General features: G+C 60.6%; 13 protein-coding genes and 1 tRNA gene. 6 read left to right on the top strand and 8 right to left on the bottom strand.

Annotation, left to right across the window (positions count from 1 at the left end; genetic code table 11):
- Positions 1 to 175: 175 nt before the first annotated feature.
- Both C6Y62_RS05415 and C6Y62_RS05410 read right to left on the bottom strand, forming a co-directional pair.
- Positions 176 to 490: a DUF1244 domain-containing protein gene (locus tag C6Y62_RS05415; protein ID WP_173953121.1), complete on the bottom strand. Its 315-nt coding sequence runs from the start codon at positions 488 to 490 to the stop codon at positions 176 to 178.
- Positions 487 to 1368, bottom strand: a complete 882-nt coding sequence (locus C6Y62_RS05410; protein ID WP_173953120.1) for an N-formylglutamate amidohydrolase — start codon at positions 1366 to 1368, stop codon at positions 487 to 489. Before C6Y62_RS05410 ends, C6Y62_RS05415 begins: the two co-directional genes overlap by 4 nt.
- Before the next feature lie 466 nt (positions 1369 to 1834).
- Here C6Y62_RS05410 and C6Y62_RS05405 point away from each other — a divergent pair, with 466 nt between their 5' ends.
- The gene (locus C6Y62_RS05405) at positions 1835 to 2263 is read left to right on the top strand and encodes a DUF1036 domain-containing protein (protein ID WP_246274394.1); all 429 of its coding nucleotides are present in this window, start codon (positions 1835 to 1837) and stop codon (positions 2261 to 2263) included.
- Positions 2260 to 3705, top strand: coding sequence for a pyruvate kinase (pyk, locus tag C6Y62_RS05400; RefSeq protein ID WP_068459414.1), 1446 nt, complete (start codon positions 2260 to 2262; stop codon positions 3703 to 3705). The genes C6Y62_RS05405 and pyk overlap by 4 nt, the downstream gene beginning before the upstream one ends.
- A gap of 474 nt (positions 3706 to 4179) precedes the next feature.
- Here pyk and C6Y62_RS05395 read toward each other — a convergent pair whose 3' ends face one another.
- The 4 genes from C6Y62_RS05395 to cpdR form a co-directional block, all read right to left on the bottom strand.
- Positions 4180 to 4707: a tetratricopeptide repeat protein gene (locus C6Y62_RS05395; RefSeq protein WP_173953119.1), complete on the bottom strand. Its 528-nt coding sequence runs from the start codon at positions 4705 to 4707 to the stop codon at positions 4180 to 4182.
- A 269-nt stretch (positions 4708 to 4976) separates the two neighbouring features.
- Positions 4977 to 5102 (bottom strand): type B 50S ribosomal protein L36, encoded by a 126-nt coding sequence (gene ykgO, locus C6Y62_RS05390; RefSeq protein ID WP_068459411.1) that lies wholly within the window; start codon positions 5100 to 5102, stop codon positions 4977 to 4979.
- A 22-nt stretch (positions 5103 to 5124) separates the two neighbouring features.
- Positions 5125 to 5199, bottom strand: a tRNA-Val gene (locus C6Y62_RS05385).
- A 171-nt stretch (positions 5200 to 5370) separates the two neighbouring features.
- Entirely contained in the window at positions 5371 to 5757 is a 387-nt protein-coding gene (cpdR, locus tag C6Y62_RS05380; protein WP_068459409.1) for a cell cycle two-component system response regulator CpdR, read from the bottom strand.
- A 312-nt stretch (positions 5758 to 6069) separates the two neighbouring features.
- Between cpdR and C6Y62_RS05375 the strand changes: the two genes are divergently transcribed.
- Together C6Y62_RS05375 and hisN are read left to right on the top strand one after the other, a co-directional pair.
- Positions 6070 to 6969 carry an N-formylglutamate amidohydrolase gene (locus C6Y62_RS05375; RefSeq protein ID WP_173953118.1) on the top strand — a complete coding sequence of 300 codons (900 nt, stop codon included), beginning with the start codon at positions 6070 to 6072 and terminating at the stop codon, positions 6967 to 6969.
- Between the two features lie 1022 nt (positions 6970 to 7991).
- Positions 7992 to 8798 (top strand): histidinol-phosphatase, encoded by an 807-nt coding sequence (hisN, locus tag C6Y62_RS05370; RefSeq protein ID WP_173953117.1) that lies wholly within the window; start codon positions 7992 to 7994, stop codon positions 8796 to 8798.
- Positions 8799 to 8907: 109 nt separating this feature from the next.
- Here hisN and C6Y62_RS05365 read toward each other — a convergent pair whose 3' ends face one another.
- Complete coding sequence (locus C6Y62_RS05365; RefSeq protein WP_173953116.1) at positions 8908 to 9867, bottom strand: alpha/beta fold hydrolase; 960 nt, start codon at positions 9865 to 9867, stop codon at positions 8908 to 8910.
- 190 nt (positions 9868 to 10057) lie between these two features.
- A complete protein-coding gene (locus C6Y62_RS05360) occupies positions 10058 to 10510 on the bottom strand; it encodes a hypothetical protein (protein ID WP_173953115.1) in 453 nt (150 codons plus the stop codon).
- 382 nt (positions 10511 to 10892) lie between these two features.
- Between C6Y62_RS05360 and C6Y62_RS05355 the strand changes: the two genes are divergently transcribed.
- Both C6Y62_RS05355 and gltB read left to right on the top strand, forming a co-directional pair.
- Positions 10893 to 11342 (top strand): Hsp20 family protein, encoded by a 450-nt coding sequence (locus C6Y62_RS05355; protein ID WP_173953114.1) that lies wholly within the window; start codon positions 10893 to 10895, stop codon positions 11340 to 11342.
- A 490-nt stretch (positions 11343 to 11832) separates the two neighbouring features.
- Positions 11833 to 16554 (top strand): glutamate synthase large subunit, encoded by a 4722-nt coding sequence (gltB, locus tag C6Y62_RS05350; RefSeq protein WP_173953113.1) that lies wholly within the window; start codon positions 11833 to 11835, stop codon positions 16552 to 16554.
- Positions 16555 to 16599: the final 45 nt, after the last annotated feature.

The raw sequence follows: 16599 nt of genomic DNA, 5'->3' as shown, positions 1-16599 counted from the left end.
ATACTGAAACTTGAGAGACTGACGCTATCGATGCCGTCTTGCCCCTTCAAGGCGAGTGGCAGAACCATCCAGAGAAATCTTGGTTTGTCCCCTGCGGCGCTGGCGTCACACCAATGGTGACATCTCCAAAGCGCCGCTGCAGCGTCGAACGTTCATGCGCGCAAGCGTCCAGGCCTCAGCCTTTTTCGTGCGCCGCCTCTGACTGCGCGAACTTTGCCTGTGCGTCGGCCGATGCTTCGGTCTGATGGCGCGCACGCCACTCGGCATAGGGCATGCCGCATACGATCTCGCGCGCCTGATCCTTGCTGAGCGGTGTGCCCAGTTCGGCGGCAGCTTCCTGATACCAGTTGCTCAGGCAGTTGCGGCAGAACCCCGCCAGATTCATCAGGTCGATGTTCTGCACGTCGGTACGCTGCTGCAGATGCTGCACCAGACGCCGAAACGCAGCCGCCTCGATTTTCGTTGTTGTGTCGCTGTCGATGCCGGTCATCGAGCATTCCTTTCGGCTGGACTGGTGTAGGGCGGCGCTTCATCCGTATCGGTATGGGAGCCGAAGTAGCGCACCTGATGCAATTCTTCGGTGCGCTCCGCCTCGGCAAAAATGCTTTCGATGGCCTGTGCAATCCGCTCCGCCCAGGCCTGCTGGCCATCCGGATGCGTAATCAGATCCTGCCGGATCTCGATGATGGCGTGGGCCAGCCCGCGGCGCGTGCCATGCCGCCACATGCTGTCGCCCGCAAGTTTTCCGTCATAGGGTTCATTTTCGCCTACCACGATGTCCGAATCGGTACGCAGCGCATTCAGCAGCGGCACGGCAAAGCGATAGTCGCGGTCCCACAGAATGGCCGCATGCCAGGGCCGGGCGACGCCTTTCCAGTTATCGGTGAAGCTGTGCACCGACAGCAGCACCGGCGGCACGCCGGCAGCCACGCAGCTTTCGATCAACTGGTCGATGCGCCGATGGTAGGGCTCATAATACTGGCGCACACGCTTCTCGCGTTCGGCCTCATCCAGGTGGCGATTGCCAGCGATGACCGCGCCATCGGAGATGCGCATCACCAGCGTCGGGTCATCAAGCCCACGGTTGGGGTCGATCAGCAGCCTGGAAAACCGCGTCAGAACGGCCGGCACGCCAAGGCGCGCGGCCAGTTGCTTCGTCACGGCGGCCGCACCGATATCATAGGCGATGTGGCGCCGCAGCTCGGCTGCGGGCAGGCCAAGCGAGCCATAGCCCTCGGGAATGATGTTGGTGGCGTGATCGCACAACACGATCAAACCGGCATCAAGCCTGCCAGGGATCAGCTCGTAGCTGTCTGGATCGGGTGAATCGGCGAGCGCAGATGGCTCGCAGCCATCGAGGTGCAACATATCTCCAATATAGCCTTTGAAGCGGTGAATCGAAACTACCCGCGTCGGTGCGCCGCTTGACGCAGGCGAGCCGATTGAGCAAACCAACACTGAGAATATGCATGGGGAATTTCAATGGCAGTAACCGCTGGTTCGGCGGACTGTACCGAGATTTCGGGCACACGTCAGAGCCCGGCGATCAAAGGTGTCAGGCTGGTTCGTTCCAACGCTGCGTGCCAGGTGTTGTCATTTCCCACGCCCTATTTCCCCACACCATCGCAATGCCGCCAAGTTCGTGCAAAATATGTGCTGTCCCTGTCCGCTTCGGACACTCGGCACTTCCCTCCTGCCTTTCTGGGAAGCCTCACATCCGATGCAACGGCGAAGCGATGGGGCGCCTTTACCGGCGCCGCAGCGGGGGAACTGGTTTGGACTGCATAACCGAGCGGAGCGGGCGGGCGTGGTATCACGGGGCCGAGATGGATTTTTGCAGCGGGCCGGCCTTCTGGCCGGTGTGGTGCTGATCCCCGGCATGCTCGTCTTTTCTTCATCCGCACATGCAGATCTCAAACTGTGCAACTCCACCTCAAGCCGCGTCGGCGTAGCCGTTGGCTATCAAGACGCCACGGGGTGGGCTACTGAAGGCTGGTGGAACATCGCCTCGCAAACCTGTGAGACGCTGTTGAAGGGTCCTGTCCCCAGCCGTTTTATTTACATTCACGCCCTAGACTATGACCGGGGTGGTGAGTGGGCCGGTGACAATTTCATGTGCACCGACGACAAATCGTTTGCCATCCGCGGCGTGCAGGATTGTCAGCAACGCGGCCACAAACGTACTGGGTTTTTTGAAGTGGACACCGGCGAGTCGCAGGAATGGACCATCCGCCTCACCGACCCCGAGGCGAGTGAAAAATGAGACGTCAAAGAAGGGTCAAGGTCGTCGCGACCCTAGGGCCGGCTACCTCGGCAACTGAAATCATCGAGCGCCTGTTTCTGGCTGGCGTCGACGTATTTCGCATCAACATGAGCCACTCATCGCACGACACCGCGCGTGCGCTGCTCAATTCCGTCCGCTGGGTTGCCAAACGCCATCGGCATCCGATCGGCGTACTTGCCGACATCCAAGGCCCGAAATTCCGCGTCGGCGAATTTACCGGCGGCCGCGCCTTCGTCAACGATGGCGCCACGTTCCGCTTCGAGCGCGCTGAAAAGCCCGGATCATCAGAGTCGGTGCATCTTCCGCATCCGCAGATCTTCGCTGGCGTCGAGCCGGGCCACATGCTGCTGCTCGACGATGGCAAGCTGCGCATGCGCGTTACCGAAAAGACCAAGGATGTCATCACCGCTGAAGTGATTGTCGGCGGCTCGCTTGGCAGCCGCAAGGGTATCAGCCTGCCCGATACGCTGCTTCCCATCGGTCCGCTGACCGAGAAGGACCGCGCCGACCTGGCGCACGTGCTGAAGCTCGGCGTTGACTGGATCGCGCTGTCGTTCATTCAGCGCGCCGAAGACGTACTTCAAGTGCGCGAGATCGTGGGCGATCGCGCGGCGCTGCTGTCCAAGATCGAGAAGCCATCCGCCATCAGCGATCTCGACGCGATCATCGCTGCATCGGACGGCATCATGGTTGCGCGCGGCGATCTCGGCGTCGAGATGCCGGTCGAGCGCGTGCCTGGGTTGCAGAAGCAGATCACCCGCAAGGCCCGCGCTGCCGGCAAGCCGGTGGTCGTCGCCACGCAGATGCTGGAAAGCATGATTTCGTCGCCCGTTCCGACGCGCGCTGAAGTTTCGGACGTTGCCACCGCCGTGTTCGATGGCGCCGATGCCGTGATGCTTTCGGCTGAATCCGCAATCGGTCAGTTCCCGACCGAGGCGATCCAGATGATGGACCGCATCGCGATTGAGGTGGAATCCGATCCCAGCTACGACGCGATAATTCACGCGACCCGCACCGCGCCGCAGCCGACGGGTGCCGACGCAATCGCGGCCGCTGTCCACGCCATCGCTGACACGGTAAAGCTATCGGCCATCGTCTGCTACACGGCCACCGGCTCGACAGCGCTGCGCGTCACCCGCGAGCGTCCTGGCCTGCCGATCATGGGCCTGACGCCGATCGAGTCCACTGCCCGGCGTCTTTCGCTGGTCTGGGGCATTCAATCGGTGATGACAGCTGACCCGGCAACGCTGACGGACATGGTCAGCAAGGCCTGCCGCATCGCCTTCGACGAGGGCTTCGTGCAACCCAACAACGGGGTGCTGATTACCGCTGGCGTGCCTTTCGGCTCGCCCGGAGCCACCAACATGATCCGCATTGCGTTCGTGGACGAACACGGCGCGCCCATCGCGGAAGTCCGCTGATCGGTTGTTGTCACCCGTCGTTCTGAGAAGTCACAACGGCATCATCGCAAACCGCTGCGATGGTGCCGTTTTCATTTGCGGCTGCGTGCGCGGAGCGTCGACGAAGCTTGCCATTCTCACGATCAGGCAGCGGCAACGGGCTGTCACAGAAAGCAACCGGCTGGCGGCCCACTAGACCGGAACGCGCCCCGCTCTGACATGACTAGGCGCCACGCGAAAAGGTCAGCCATCTGGTGGCAGCGCTGCCACCACGCGCGTTGACTGCCACAAGGCCAGCAAGCTCCAGGCTGTAATGCTGCGCAAATCCTGAGCCTTGATGGTTCGACACCCAGCAGCTCGCACGTCATCTCATTGCAGATTGCTGCCTGCCCTAGCGACGCTGCCGGCATCGGAACGAGATCGGTAGGCAAAGGCCCGCCCATCGCGCAGAGAGACTTCATGCCCGCCACGCTACACGACTAGCCGCGCTAGTTCTCAGATGCCGCGACCCTCAACCTCAACCGAGAGGTCGTCGACCATCTTCTTGGCCTTGTCGTAGTTGGGATTGATCTTCAGCACTTCCCGATAGGCCTGCAGCGCAGCCTTTTTCTGCCCGGTCTCATTCATGATGCGGGCCAGCCCTTCGAGGGCTTTGAAGTGCTTCGGCTCCAGCGCCAGCGTACGGCGCAGATCGTTCATCGCGTTGTCGTAGTCGTTGTTGAGAAAATAGACATAGGCGCGCCGGTTCCAGCCCTCGGCGAAATCCGGCGAAATCTCAATGACCGCATCGAGGAACTTGAGCGCGAGATCGTTATTCTCGTCGTTGATGGCCTTTGCAGCGCGGCCCATCAGCAGCGAAACGGTATAGCTTTCGCTCTGCAGCCAGAGCCCTTCCACCGCCTCAGCAATGGGGGCAGCGTCCGTGGGATTTGGCGATTTGGCGAGGAGATCCAGCAGCTCGGCCAGCAATTCCTCACGCGATTGAGGAATGGGCTGTGCGACGCCGTCTGTCGGCGGCGGCATTTTTCCAGCCGGAAGGCCGGCGGCCGGATTATCCGGCGCCGATGGCAAAATGCTCCTAGGTGCAGGAAGCGGCTTCAATCCCTCAATGCCAGGTAATGCTCCATCACCTGTGTGAGGTGACGGTATGCCATCCTGCGCTACAAGAGGCCCGGCAATAAGCGGCAGACCTAAGGCGACAACGGAGGCGGCGGCGAGGGATCGAAACTTGCGCATCCCTTCAACATAGGATGCGACAAAGGCAGCGTCAAAGCGTGACTTGCGGAAAAGCCTTAGCCCTGACGTGCCTTGAAACGACGCTGCACCTTATTGATGATGTACACCTTGCCCTTGCGACGAACCAGACGGTTGGCGCGATGACGCGTACGCAGTGACTTCAACGAGTTCCGGACTTTCATTTCCACACCAATCAAAAGTGAATGGTGGGCACTAGAGGGATCGAACCTCTGACCCCTACCATGTCAAGGTAGTGCTCTACCGCTGAGCTAAGTGCCCCAGAGGCGGGTTTCTAGGCTGATGCCCCCGCCAAGGTCAATAGTGTTTGAGAAGATTACCTCGAGCCAATCCATTTTTTGTGAGAGCTGGGATTGGCTCCAGACATTTTTTGATCGGAAAACCTTATTCCCGACAGATGGAGACGCTCCCGGACGCGGCGCGACGTCGCGTTCAGGCCGCCAGCAGACGGTCGACCTCGCGGACGAGATCCTTGAGGTGAAACGGCTTTGACAGTACCCGCGCATCCTTCGGCGCGGCCTCGTCGTTATTGAGAATAACGGCAGCAAAGCCTGTGATGAACATGATCTTGAGATCAGGATCGAGTTCACTGGCCCGGCGCGCCAGCTCGATGCCATCCATCTTCGGCATCACGATATCGGTGAGCAGAAGCGTGAATGGCTCGGTCTTGAGCCGCTCAAAGGCATCTTCGCCGTTCGGGAAGGCGATAACGTCGTAGCCGGCCTTTTTGAGAGCCCGGACAAGGAAGCCGCGCATCGAATCGTCGTCTTCGGCGAGAAGGATGCGGGAAAGCGTTACGCTGGAAGGCTTTGCGGTCATTGATTACTCTGGAACTATCGGTTCGACGCGTCGGCCGAATGTCTGCATCGGCGCGACTTTGGTTCTACTACGGTAAACGGGAGGTGAACTCGGCCCATCAAAACAGACCCTTCCCCCTCCAGCGAGACCGCCAGCTTAGTGTCCCCCAGTGGACATATTGAGACGACCTTGGCACAGTGAGCAAGGCCGACGATAAGAGTTGGGACGCATTGTCCCGACGGCGCGTTTTTTGAGCATACGAAAGCGGTCCGGCGGGCAGTGTTAGGCCCTTGTAGGCTTCCGATCACTTCGGAGAGAGACCTCGCAAAAAGCATGCCTGCCCGCGATGCCCCAATAATCCCGGCGGAATTACTGCCGCCTTACACGGTCACCGAGCCGGAGCGTCAGGTCGCGCCGTTTGTATTCTGCTCGCCCCATTCAGGCCGCATCTACCCGCAGAGCTTCATCGCGCAGTCGCGCTTGACCCCATTATGTCTGCGTAAATCGGAAGACTGCTTCGTCGATGAACTGATCGCTCCGGTTGCGGAGCTCGGCGTGCCGCTTATCTCCGCGCGATTTCCGCGTGCATTCCTGGACGTCAACCGCGAACCCTATGAGTTCGACCCCGAGATCTTTGACGAGCCGCTGCCCGACTACGCCAATACGCAATCGGTCCGTGTCGCCGGCGGCCTCGGCACCATCGCGCGCATTGTGGCTGACGGCGAAGAAATTTACCGCCACAAGATTTCACTCGCAGACGCACTGGCACGGGTGCAGCAGCTTTACATTCCCTTCCATGCCGCCCTTTGCGAGCTGGTTGAAACAACGCGGCAGCGGTTTGGCTATGCGATCCTGATTGACTGCCATTCGATGCCGTCATCTTCGATGGCATCATTTGGCGGCCCGCGGCCGGACATTGTGCTGGGCGATCGCTTTGGTGCTTCGGCCGACAATAAAATCTCGCGCTTCCTGCGCGATACGCTCACCAATCTCGGCTACAAAGTGCACATGAACCGCCCCTATGCCGGCGGTTACATCACCGAGCATTATGGGCGCCCGGCCCGTAACGTGCACGCGGTGCAAATCGAGATCAATCGCGGCCTGTACATTGATGAGCGCACCTTGCGCCTCAAGAAGAGCTTCGCGACTCTGCAAAGAGATTTGCAGACTTTGGCGGTGCCTCTATTAAGCGAATTGCCGGCGATGCTGGAATATCGCGCTGCGGCTGAATAGGTTTCGCAGCTTTTCCGCCCTCTGATCTCAACGCGATGGCTTTTGTGCTGGTATTGCAGGGTTTGCCGATGGGACCGCTGGCGGTATCAGGCCACCGTCGCCTTATGCATGATTGCTGCAATGCTTATTGAAGCCATGCAAAAAGCACCATACTGCATCGCACCATTTTATATTTTGATGATCGATGCGGTCGGACAATTGATCGATTCCGTCACTTGCGACATGTCACCAACCCCAACATGACCGTCATCAAATCAGTCACTTTTGCTGGGCGATTGTGCCGCATCGTGAAATTGGCAAGAAAAAAGGGCCGTTCGGATCACGAACGGCCCAAGTCTAGGGAGGAAACGCCCAAGGAGGGCTACGACAGAGAGCAGAGCTCATCATGTCGCATCGCAAAACTACTAGTGCGCCGCAACAAAGACAACTGCGTTTTCTGCATGGCTGATCCACCAAAATCAGAGATCGCATTAGCAGTATGCCTATAATGACAGCAGCAAGTGCCAAAACCGTAAATAGGGCGAGCCCAAACAAAGGGATATGCGCAGAAAAGCGAGTGAAAACTCAATTCCACTGCCCAATACACAAGCTGTAATTGCAAGACGCTCGCTACGTCCGCCAAATGCGACTGCTTTTTGAATGGCGATAGCGGCGAAGATGATGCCACCGGCGAGCGTCACAATGGGGCTCAGCACGGGTGACAAAACGATGAAAGCATTTGGGCAGGAAAAAAGGCCGTTCGCATGCGAACGGCCCAAGTCTAGGGAGGAAACGCCCAAGTGGGCAAAACGGTAGCCCTGGATCGACCAACGCCACCGCGCTATCGAGATATGAGCCGGTTCGCCCTGTCCATCAACCAACGACGGCGAATTGGTCGCGCATTACAGTTACTCTGTATCCACGCCGCAACAGTTGGCGGATTCAGGCCACAACGCGAAACAACTGCACTACACAGTATGTCTAAGCGTCATGCGGATGCCAATTTTACTGCAATATGACTGCCCAGGAGCGCAGCTAATACTGTGACAAGCTCATCTCAAACCCCTCTTCGCCGTTATGTCGATTTTGCGCATAGTCTGGCGGACGCATCCGGTGCGGCCATCCGCCCATACTTCCGCACCCCCATCGGCGTTGCTGACAAGGGCGGCGACGGCACATTCGACCCTGTGACTGCAGCCGACCGCGGCGCCGAAAAGGTGATCAGCGATCTCGTTGCCGCCCACTGGCCGGAGCATGGCTTCGTCGGCGAGGAGCACGGCACGCGCAATCCAGATGCGCGCCTGCGTTGGGTGGTCGATCCGATCGACGGCACCCGGGCCTTTATTATGGGCTGGCCGCTCTGGGGCACCCTGATCGGACTGATGGATGGCAACACGCCCGTGCTTGGCATGATGGACCAGCCATTCACCCGCGAACGGTTCTGGTCTGACGAAGGTGGCAGCTTCTGCCGTTCACCGGACGGCGAGCGACAGCTCCACACCCGCACCTGCACCGACCTCGATCAGGCCATTCTCACCTCCACCCATCCGGAGCTCTTTGCAGCGGGCGAGGAAACGACAGGCTTTGCCGCCCTGCGCCCCCGCGTTCGCATGACCCGCTACAGCGGCGACTGCTACGGCTACTGCATGCTGGCGGCGGGGCATGTTGATCTTGTCGTCGAAGCCGGACTGAAGCCGTACGACATCGTTGCGCTGATACCGATCATCGAAGGCGCTGGCGGCGTCATCACCACCTGGGACGGCCGCCCGGCCACCGAAGGCGGGCGCATTCTCGCGGCAGGCGATCCGGAATTACACGCCAAGGCCATGGCGGTTCTCGCTGCGGGCTGATGGCCCGCAACTGAGAACAGCAAAGTTGCAGATAGCCGTCTCCGACCTACGTGGGCGGCGCGCTAACGGATGGCCGCCCCGTTCAACCGGCCGGACACCTCAGGCCACTTCAGGCCCCTGGCTCCTCGACGCCCATGTAGGCGTCGAAGGCCGCCCAGAAGCGCAGCCGCACCGTGTCATTCTCCTGCAGGATCTCGTGCTGCGCACCGGGCATCAAAATGCACGATGACAGCTTGGCCCGCACAGCAAAGTCCTCGATGGCGCGCGTGGAAACCAGCTTGTCGTTGCCGGAGGCAAACAGCAGCAGGGGCACATTGATCCGACCGGCATAGTCGTGCCCGCAAAGCATGCGGCACGACCGCAACGCACTGCGCAGCCAGCCAACCGTAGGCGACCCAAGGCCCAGCGCAGGCGCCTGCTCCAGCACGGCCTTGGTGCGCAGCCAGCGCTCGTGATCGGAGGTCAGCACGTTGCCGTCAAACTTCTGCGTCGAATAGAGCTCGTCCGACCCGCCCGGCACGTAGGCCGTGAACATGCCGAGCTGGGATGCGATCTCGGCATAAATGCGCGCCTTGGCAGTGGTGGTGCCTAACGTTGCCTCGGATATGGCGATCATCGGCGCCGTCAGGATGATCCGCTCGAACCAAAGCCCCGGCATCGTGGCGTTGCGCAACAGGATGTTGCCGCCCATCGAATGACCAAGGCCGATGAACGGCGGCGGACAATCAGGCAGCACCACGTCCTTCATGAAGCGAACGAGGTCGCGGTCGTATTCCCAGAAGCCGCGCACGTGGCCCTTGCGCGGATTTGCCAGCATGCGCTGCGATCCGCCCTGCCCGCGCCAGTCCAGCGTTGCAACAGCAAACCCGCGACGACGCAGGTCGGCGATCACCTCGAAATACTTTTCGATAAACTCGGCCCGGCCGGGGAACAGACACACGGTGCCGCGACGTGGCTGGCGCGTTGCATCCCAGCGCGCAAAACGCAGCTCAGCGCCGTCATAACCGCTGAACGTGCCAACGATGCCTCCGCTGGGAAGCGGATTCTTGGCCAGTGATACGAGTTCCATGTCAGCCCTGTGCTCCTCGCAAGCGACCGCCGGGATGCGCCGACGCGGCGCAGCCCTGCGGGGACGGCGCCTGCAACGCCGTATGACGACATTGATTCTGCAATGTTCACCATACAGGCGCCGCGACGCGCCGACCACGCAAGCAGCAATCTAACCACTGCGCCGCACAGGGGAGCACTTCAGCAACCGGTCAATAACGCGGGCCCCAATAGGCGCGCCCCCACGGCTCGGGGCGGGGCGGCGGTCCCCAGCCATAACCCGCGGCCCGGCGACCATAGAGGGGCTTGGCTTCCACCACCTCGCCGGAGCAGCGGTCGATGGTGAGATCGTACATGCGTCCGTCTGGGCGGCGCGCCTTCACCAGCACGACACCACCGCGCGGCTCAATCGCATGGAAGCCACGCCAGCCGGCATCGCGCAGCCGGTCGCGAGCGACTTCACGCGGGATGCATCCACCGCGACCGTAAGCAGGCGGATCATAGAGCCCGTCGTCATCATACTGACTGTAACGCTCATACGGCCTGCCGCCGCCATAAGCTTCATAGGGATAAAGGTCAGCCGCACTGACCGATGCGGGGAGCGCAGCAATCGCAAACGTGGCGGCAAGCGCCGATGCCGCTACTGAACGGGCGCACGCAAGCATGGAAGCTCCTTAAGAGTCCGGGGCGAAGGGGGAAGACACAACGGAGCGAATGTGGCGAACTGCGGATGAACCGCACATGAAACGGCTGTCACGATCTGTTACGGCGCAACAGTCATATGAGCCCCGCGGCGACCGCCCATCTGCTCTCGCCGCTGACCGGCATGCCTCGCCCTGTCATGTCTACGTAACCGGGATACCCTCTTCACATTTCTGTCAGGGTAGCGGCGAGAGGTTTTGCGCGCCCTTGAACACGCCGGGCAGCCACCTAAATAAAATTTGTGACGCATGCCCGATTGGGGTGCGCACGACAGTTACTTGGTTGTCATCTGGCCAACCCGGCAGGTGCAACGCATGTCGCTCAATCATTCAGAGGATATGTTCTATGCGACAGTATGATTTTGCTCCCCTCTTCCGTTCAACCGTCGGTTTCGATCGACTGGCCCAGATGCTGGATAGCGCCAGCGGATTCGAGGGTGATGCCTATCCGCCATACAATATCGAACGACTTGGCGATAACCAGTATCGCATCACCATGGCCGTCGCCGGCTTCAACAAAGATGAATTCAAGATTGAAGTGAAAGAGCAGATGCTCGTGGTTTCCGGCACCAAGAAGCCGGATGAGAAAGAGCGCGTGTTCCTGCACCGGGGCATTGCTGCTCGCTCGTTCGAGCGTCGCTTCCAGCTTGCCGATCACGTTGAAGTCGAAGGCGCCGACTTCGCTGACGGACTGCTGCACATCGATCTCGTTCGCAATCTCCCCGAGCGTATGAAGCCGCGTACAGTATCCATCGGCTCATCGCCTAAGCAGATTGAGGCTTCGACTTCCGTCTAAGCCCGACACACGACAAGCGATACGACACTAGCCTTTGCGTACACTTCCCTCCCCTAAACTTAGCGGCCGCGGCTCCCACCGCGGCCGCTCTTTTATGCGCGTATTGATCAGTTTTTCGGCGTACTGCCTAAATTGCAGGCAGGACAATGTGCGCATGTTCATTGGTGCTTGTGCAGCGATTAGAAATCTGTCAATGTCGATCGAAAGGTCAGTGCTGCTGTCCTTTCTATCTTGCTCTGGGTTGAGCGCAAACGCTCGGCTCAGATCGCCGTCCCGATGGGAACGAGCGAGGTTTAACGAGAATGCGGTTTGAATCCGCGAAATCGCTGGGTTTCAAACGGCCGCTGCTCACAAGCAAGCCGCCGGATCAGCTCGTTTAAAATCTGACGCTGAATACGCCGCCTCGCTAAAATCGCGATTGACGCGGCTCCGATAACTTCCGTCTGATCGAGCAGTGTTTAGCTGCTGCGAACCTTGAAAGGTCGCTGCAATGACGCAGAGTCACCAAAACAGCCGTAATGTGTCCGTTTCCGCCAATGGCATGCCTGAAGCGCAGGGGCTGTATGATCCCGCGCATGAGCACGATGCTTGCGGCGTTGGCTTCATCGCCGATCTCAAGGGGCGCAAGTCGCACAACATCGTATCAGATGCGCTGAAAATTCTAGCAAATCTTGAGCATCGCGGCGCCGTTGGTGCCGACCCGCTCGCTGGCGATGGCGCCGGCATACTCATTCAGATCCCGCACGATTTTCTGAAGGATGAATGCCGCAAGCTTGGCTTCACGCTGCCACCTGCGGGTCAGTATGCGGTCGGCCACATCTTCATGCCGCGCGAGGCACGTCTGCGCGCGCACTGCGAGCGTGTGTGGACGCGTATCGTCAAGGAAATGGGGCTTTCGCTACTCGGCTGGCGCTCCGTTCCGATCGACAATTCATCGCTGTCGGACATGGTGCGCGAGACCGAGCCGGTGCACCGTCAGGTGTTCATCGGACGGCCTTCGTCGATCCTCGATCAGGACGATTTTGAGCGCCGACTTTATCTTGCGCGCAAGATCGTCTCGAACGCCATTCAAGATGCCTACAAGCACCGCGACATCGGCCATTACACGGTGTCGTTGTCGTCGCGCACGCTGGTCTACAAGGGGATGTTCCTCTCATATCAGGTGAAGGCGTACTACACCGACCTCTCCGACCCGCGTGTCATCTCGGCGATGGCGCTGGTGCATCAGCGCTTTTCGACCAACACGTTCCCGTCATGGAAGCTGGCGCATCCTTATCGCATGGTTGCGCACAACGGCGAGATCAACACGCTGCGCGGCAACGTCAACTGGATGGCGGCACGCGAAGCTTCGGTGTCGTCCCCGCTGTACGGCAACAACATCTCGCAGCTATGGCCGATTTCCTACGAGGGACAATCGGACACCGCCTGCTTCGACAACGCGCTCGAATTTCTCGTGATGGGTGGATATTCGCTGCCGCACGCGGCGATGATGCTCATCCCCGAGGCATGGGCCGGCAATCCGACGATGGATCGCAAGCGCCGCGCCTTCTACGAATACCACGCCTGTCTCATGGAACCGTGGGACGGTCCGGCCGCCATGTGCTTCTCGGACGGTCGCCAGATCGGCGCCACGCTGGACCGCAACGGCCTGCGTCCTGCACGCTATTTCGTCACCAAGGACGATCTGGTCGTGATGGCGTCGGAATCGGGCGTGCTGCCGATGCCGGAAGAATCCATCGTACAGAAGTGGCGCCTGCAGCCGGGCAAGATGCTGCTGATCGATCTCGAAAAGGGCCGCATCGTTTCCGACGAGGAACTGAAGGCCGAGATTGCGGCTTCGAACCCCTATGAGAAGTGGCTGAAGCGTACGCAGATCCATGTTTCCGATCTGCCGTTGCCAGCGCCACGCGCCGCAGCGTCGAAGCCCAATGTCAGCCTGCTCGATCGCCAGCAGGCGTTTGGCTACACGCAGGAAAGCATCAAGGTGCTGATGCTGCCGATGGCGCAGACCGGCCAGGAAGCTATCGGCTCCATGGGTACGGACACGCCCATTTCGGCGCTGTCTTCCAAGTCGAAGCTGCTGCACACCTACTTCAAGCAGAACTTCGCGCAGGTGACGAACCCGCCGATCGATCCGATCCGCGAAGAGCTTGTCATGAGCCTGGTGTCGTTCATCGGCCCACGCCCGAACATCCTCGATCTTGAGGGCACGTCGCGGCAGAAGCGGCTTGAGGTCTATCAGCCCATCCTAACGAACGAGGATCTGGAGCGCGTGCGCCAGATCGGCGAGGTGAAGGACAACGAGTTCTCGTCCATCACGCTCGACATCACCTATCCGGCCGATCAGGGCGCAGCGGGCATGGCGCCGGCGCTGGACTGCGTGTGCGCGGAAGCTGAAGAAGCCGTTCGCTCGAAGGAATACAACATCATCATCCTGTCCGACCGCGCTGTCGGGCCGGACCGCATTCCCATTCCTTCGCTGCTGGCGACGTCCGCCGTGCACCATCACCTGATCAAGCAGGGCCTGCGCACTTCGGTTGGTCTGGTTGTCGAAACCGGCGAAGCCAACGAAGTGCATCAGTTCTGCACGCTCGCGGGCTATGGCGCCGAAGCGATCAATCCCTATCTCGCGTTCGAGACGCTGGAGCAGTTGCTGCCGGAGTTCGCCGATGGCGTGACCGCGGATGAGCTGAAGCAGCGCTACATCAAGGCTATCGGCAAGGCCATCATGAAGGTGATGGCGAAGATGGGCATCTCGACTTACCAGTCCTATTGCGGCGCGCAGATTTTCGACGCCATCGGCCTGCGGTCGTCGTTCGTGAAGCGCTACTTCACTGGCACGCATACGCAGATTGAAGGCATCGGCCTGCGCGAGATCGCTCAGGAAACCGTTGATCGCCACAAGGCAGCTTTTGGCGACAGTCAGGTGCTGGAAAACGCGCTGGAAGTTGGCGGCGAATATGCATTCCGCGTGCGCGGCGAAGCGCATGTCTGGCGTGCGGGCGTCGTGGCCGATCTGCAGCATGCCGTGCGCGGCAATCTGCCGGACAAGTATCGCGCGTTCGCCAAGCAGGTGAACGATCAGGCCGAGCAACTCATGACCATGCGCGGGCTGTTCCGCATCCGCTCCGCCGAGGAGCTTGGCCGCACGCCGGTGCCGCTGGATGAAGTGGAGCCCGCCGTCGACATCGTGAAGCGCTTCGCTACCGGCGCGATGAGCTACGGCTCCATCAGCCGCGAAGCGCACACCACGCTGGCCATCGCCATGAACCGGATCGGCGGCAAGTCGAACACCGGTGAAGGCGGCGAGGAAGTGGATCGCTTCAAGCCGATGGATAACGGCGATTCCATGCGCTCCGCCATCAAGCAGGTCGCTTCCGGCCGCTTCGGTGTGACGACGGAATATCTCGTCAACGCCGACATGATCCAGATCAAGATGGCCCAGGGCGCCAAGCCCGGCGAGGGCGGACAGTTGCCCGGTCACAAGGTCGATCAGGTGATCGCGAAGGTGCGCCACTCTACGCCCGGCGTCGGCCTCATCTCGCCGCCGCCGCACCACGACATCTATTCCATCGAGGATCTGGCGCAGCTCATCTACGATCTGAAGAACGTCAACCCGAAGAGCGACGTGTCGGTGAAGCTCGTCTCGGAAGTTGGCGTCGGCACGGTTGCAACGGGTGTCGCCAAGGCGCGCGCCGACCACGTCACGATCTCCGGCTTTGAAGGCGGCACGGGCGCTTCGCCGCTCACCTCCATCAAGCATGCGGGTTCGCCGTGGGAGATCGGCCTTGCTGAAACGCATCAGACGCTGGTGCTGAACCGCCTGCGCAGCCGCATCGCGGTGCAGGTTGACGGCGGCCTGCGCACCGGTCGCGATGTCATCGTCGGCGCGCTGCTGGGTGCCGACGAGTTCGGCTTCTCCACCGCGCCGCTGATCGCCGCCGGCTGCATCATGATGCGCAAGTGTCACCTCAACACCTGCCCCGTCGGCGTCGCAACGCAAGACCCAGTCCTGCGTGCGAAGTTCCAGGGCAAGCCCGAGCACGTCATCAACTACTTCTTCTTCATTGCTGAAGAAGTGCGCGAGTACATGGCGGCGCTCGGCTTCCGCAACTTCGACGAGATGATCGGCCAGACCGAAGTGCTCGATAAGGAGAACGCCATCGCGCACTGGAAGGCGAAGGGGCTCGACTTTTCGAAGATCTTCTATCGTCCGCACATGCCCGATGACGTCGGCATCTATCACACCGAGCGTCAGGACCACGGGCTTGAGAAGGTGCTGGACCGGAAGCTGATCGAGCTTTGCCGTCCGGCGCTGGAAACGCGCAAGCCGGTGAAGCACGATGTTGCGATCACCAACGTCAACCGCAGCGCCGGCGCAATGCTCTCGGGCGAAGTTGCCACGCGCTTCGGCTATGCGGGGCTGCCGGAGGATACGATCTGGCTGACGCTGAAGGGCACCGCCGGCCAGAGCTTCGGCGCCTGGACCGCACAGGGCGTAACGCTCGATCTGGTCGGCGAAGGCAACGACTATGTCGGCAAGGGCCTTTCCGGCGGCAAGATCATCGTGCGGCCCGATCCCAACTCCGGCATCAAGCCAGAAAGCAGCATCATCGTCGGCAACACGGTGCTGTACGGCGCCATCACCGGCGAGTGCTACTTCCGCGGCGTTGCGGGTGAGCGCTTCGCGGTTCGCAACTCCGGCGCATCCGCTGTCGTTGAAGGCACCGGCGATCACGGCTGCGAATACATGACCGGCGGCTGCATCGTCGTGCTCGGCAATACCGGCCGCAACTTCGCTGCGGGCATGTCGGGCGGCATCGCCTACGTGCTGGATGAAGCGGGCGACTTCGAAACCAAGTGCAACATGGCGATGGTCGAGCTTGAGCCAATCGAGGCTGAAGAAGAGATCATGGAGCGGCTGATGGGTCAGCAGGGCGACCTTGAAAGCCACGGCCTCGTTGAAGTGATGCGTGACATGACTCGCAACGACGCCGAGCGCCTGCATGCGCTCATCTCGCGCCATGCCCGCTACACCAACTCGTCGAAGGCGCAGGCCATTCTCGCCAACTGGCGCGAATACCTGCCGAAGTTCCGCAAGGTAATGCCGGTGGAATATCGCAAGGCGCTGGCGGAGATGGCGAAGGCACAGGCCGCAGACGCGGATGGACTTGAGACAATCGAGATCGGCTTCAAGGCTCCCAAGGCCTGAAGCCGGCTCGGCAAGCACACGCGCTAACAACAATCGGGCGCAGAG

This window comes from Hyphomicrobium sulfonivorans, assembly GCF_013306565.1.
Lineage (GTDB): Bacteria > Pseudomonadota > Alphaproteobacteria > Rhizobiales > Hyphomicrobiaceae > Hyphomicrobium_A > Hyphomicrobium_A sulfonivorans.
This window is presented reverse-complemented; position numbering and strand designations above follow the sequence as displayed.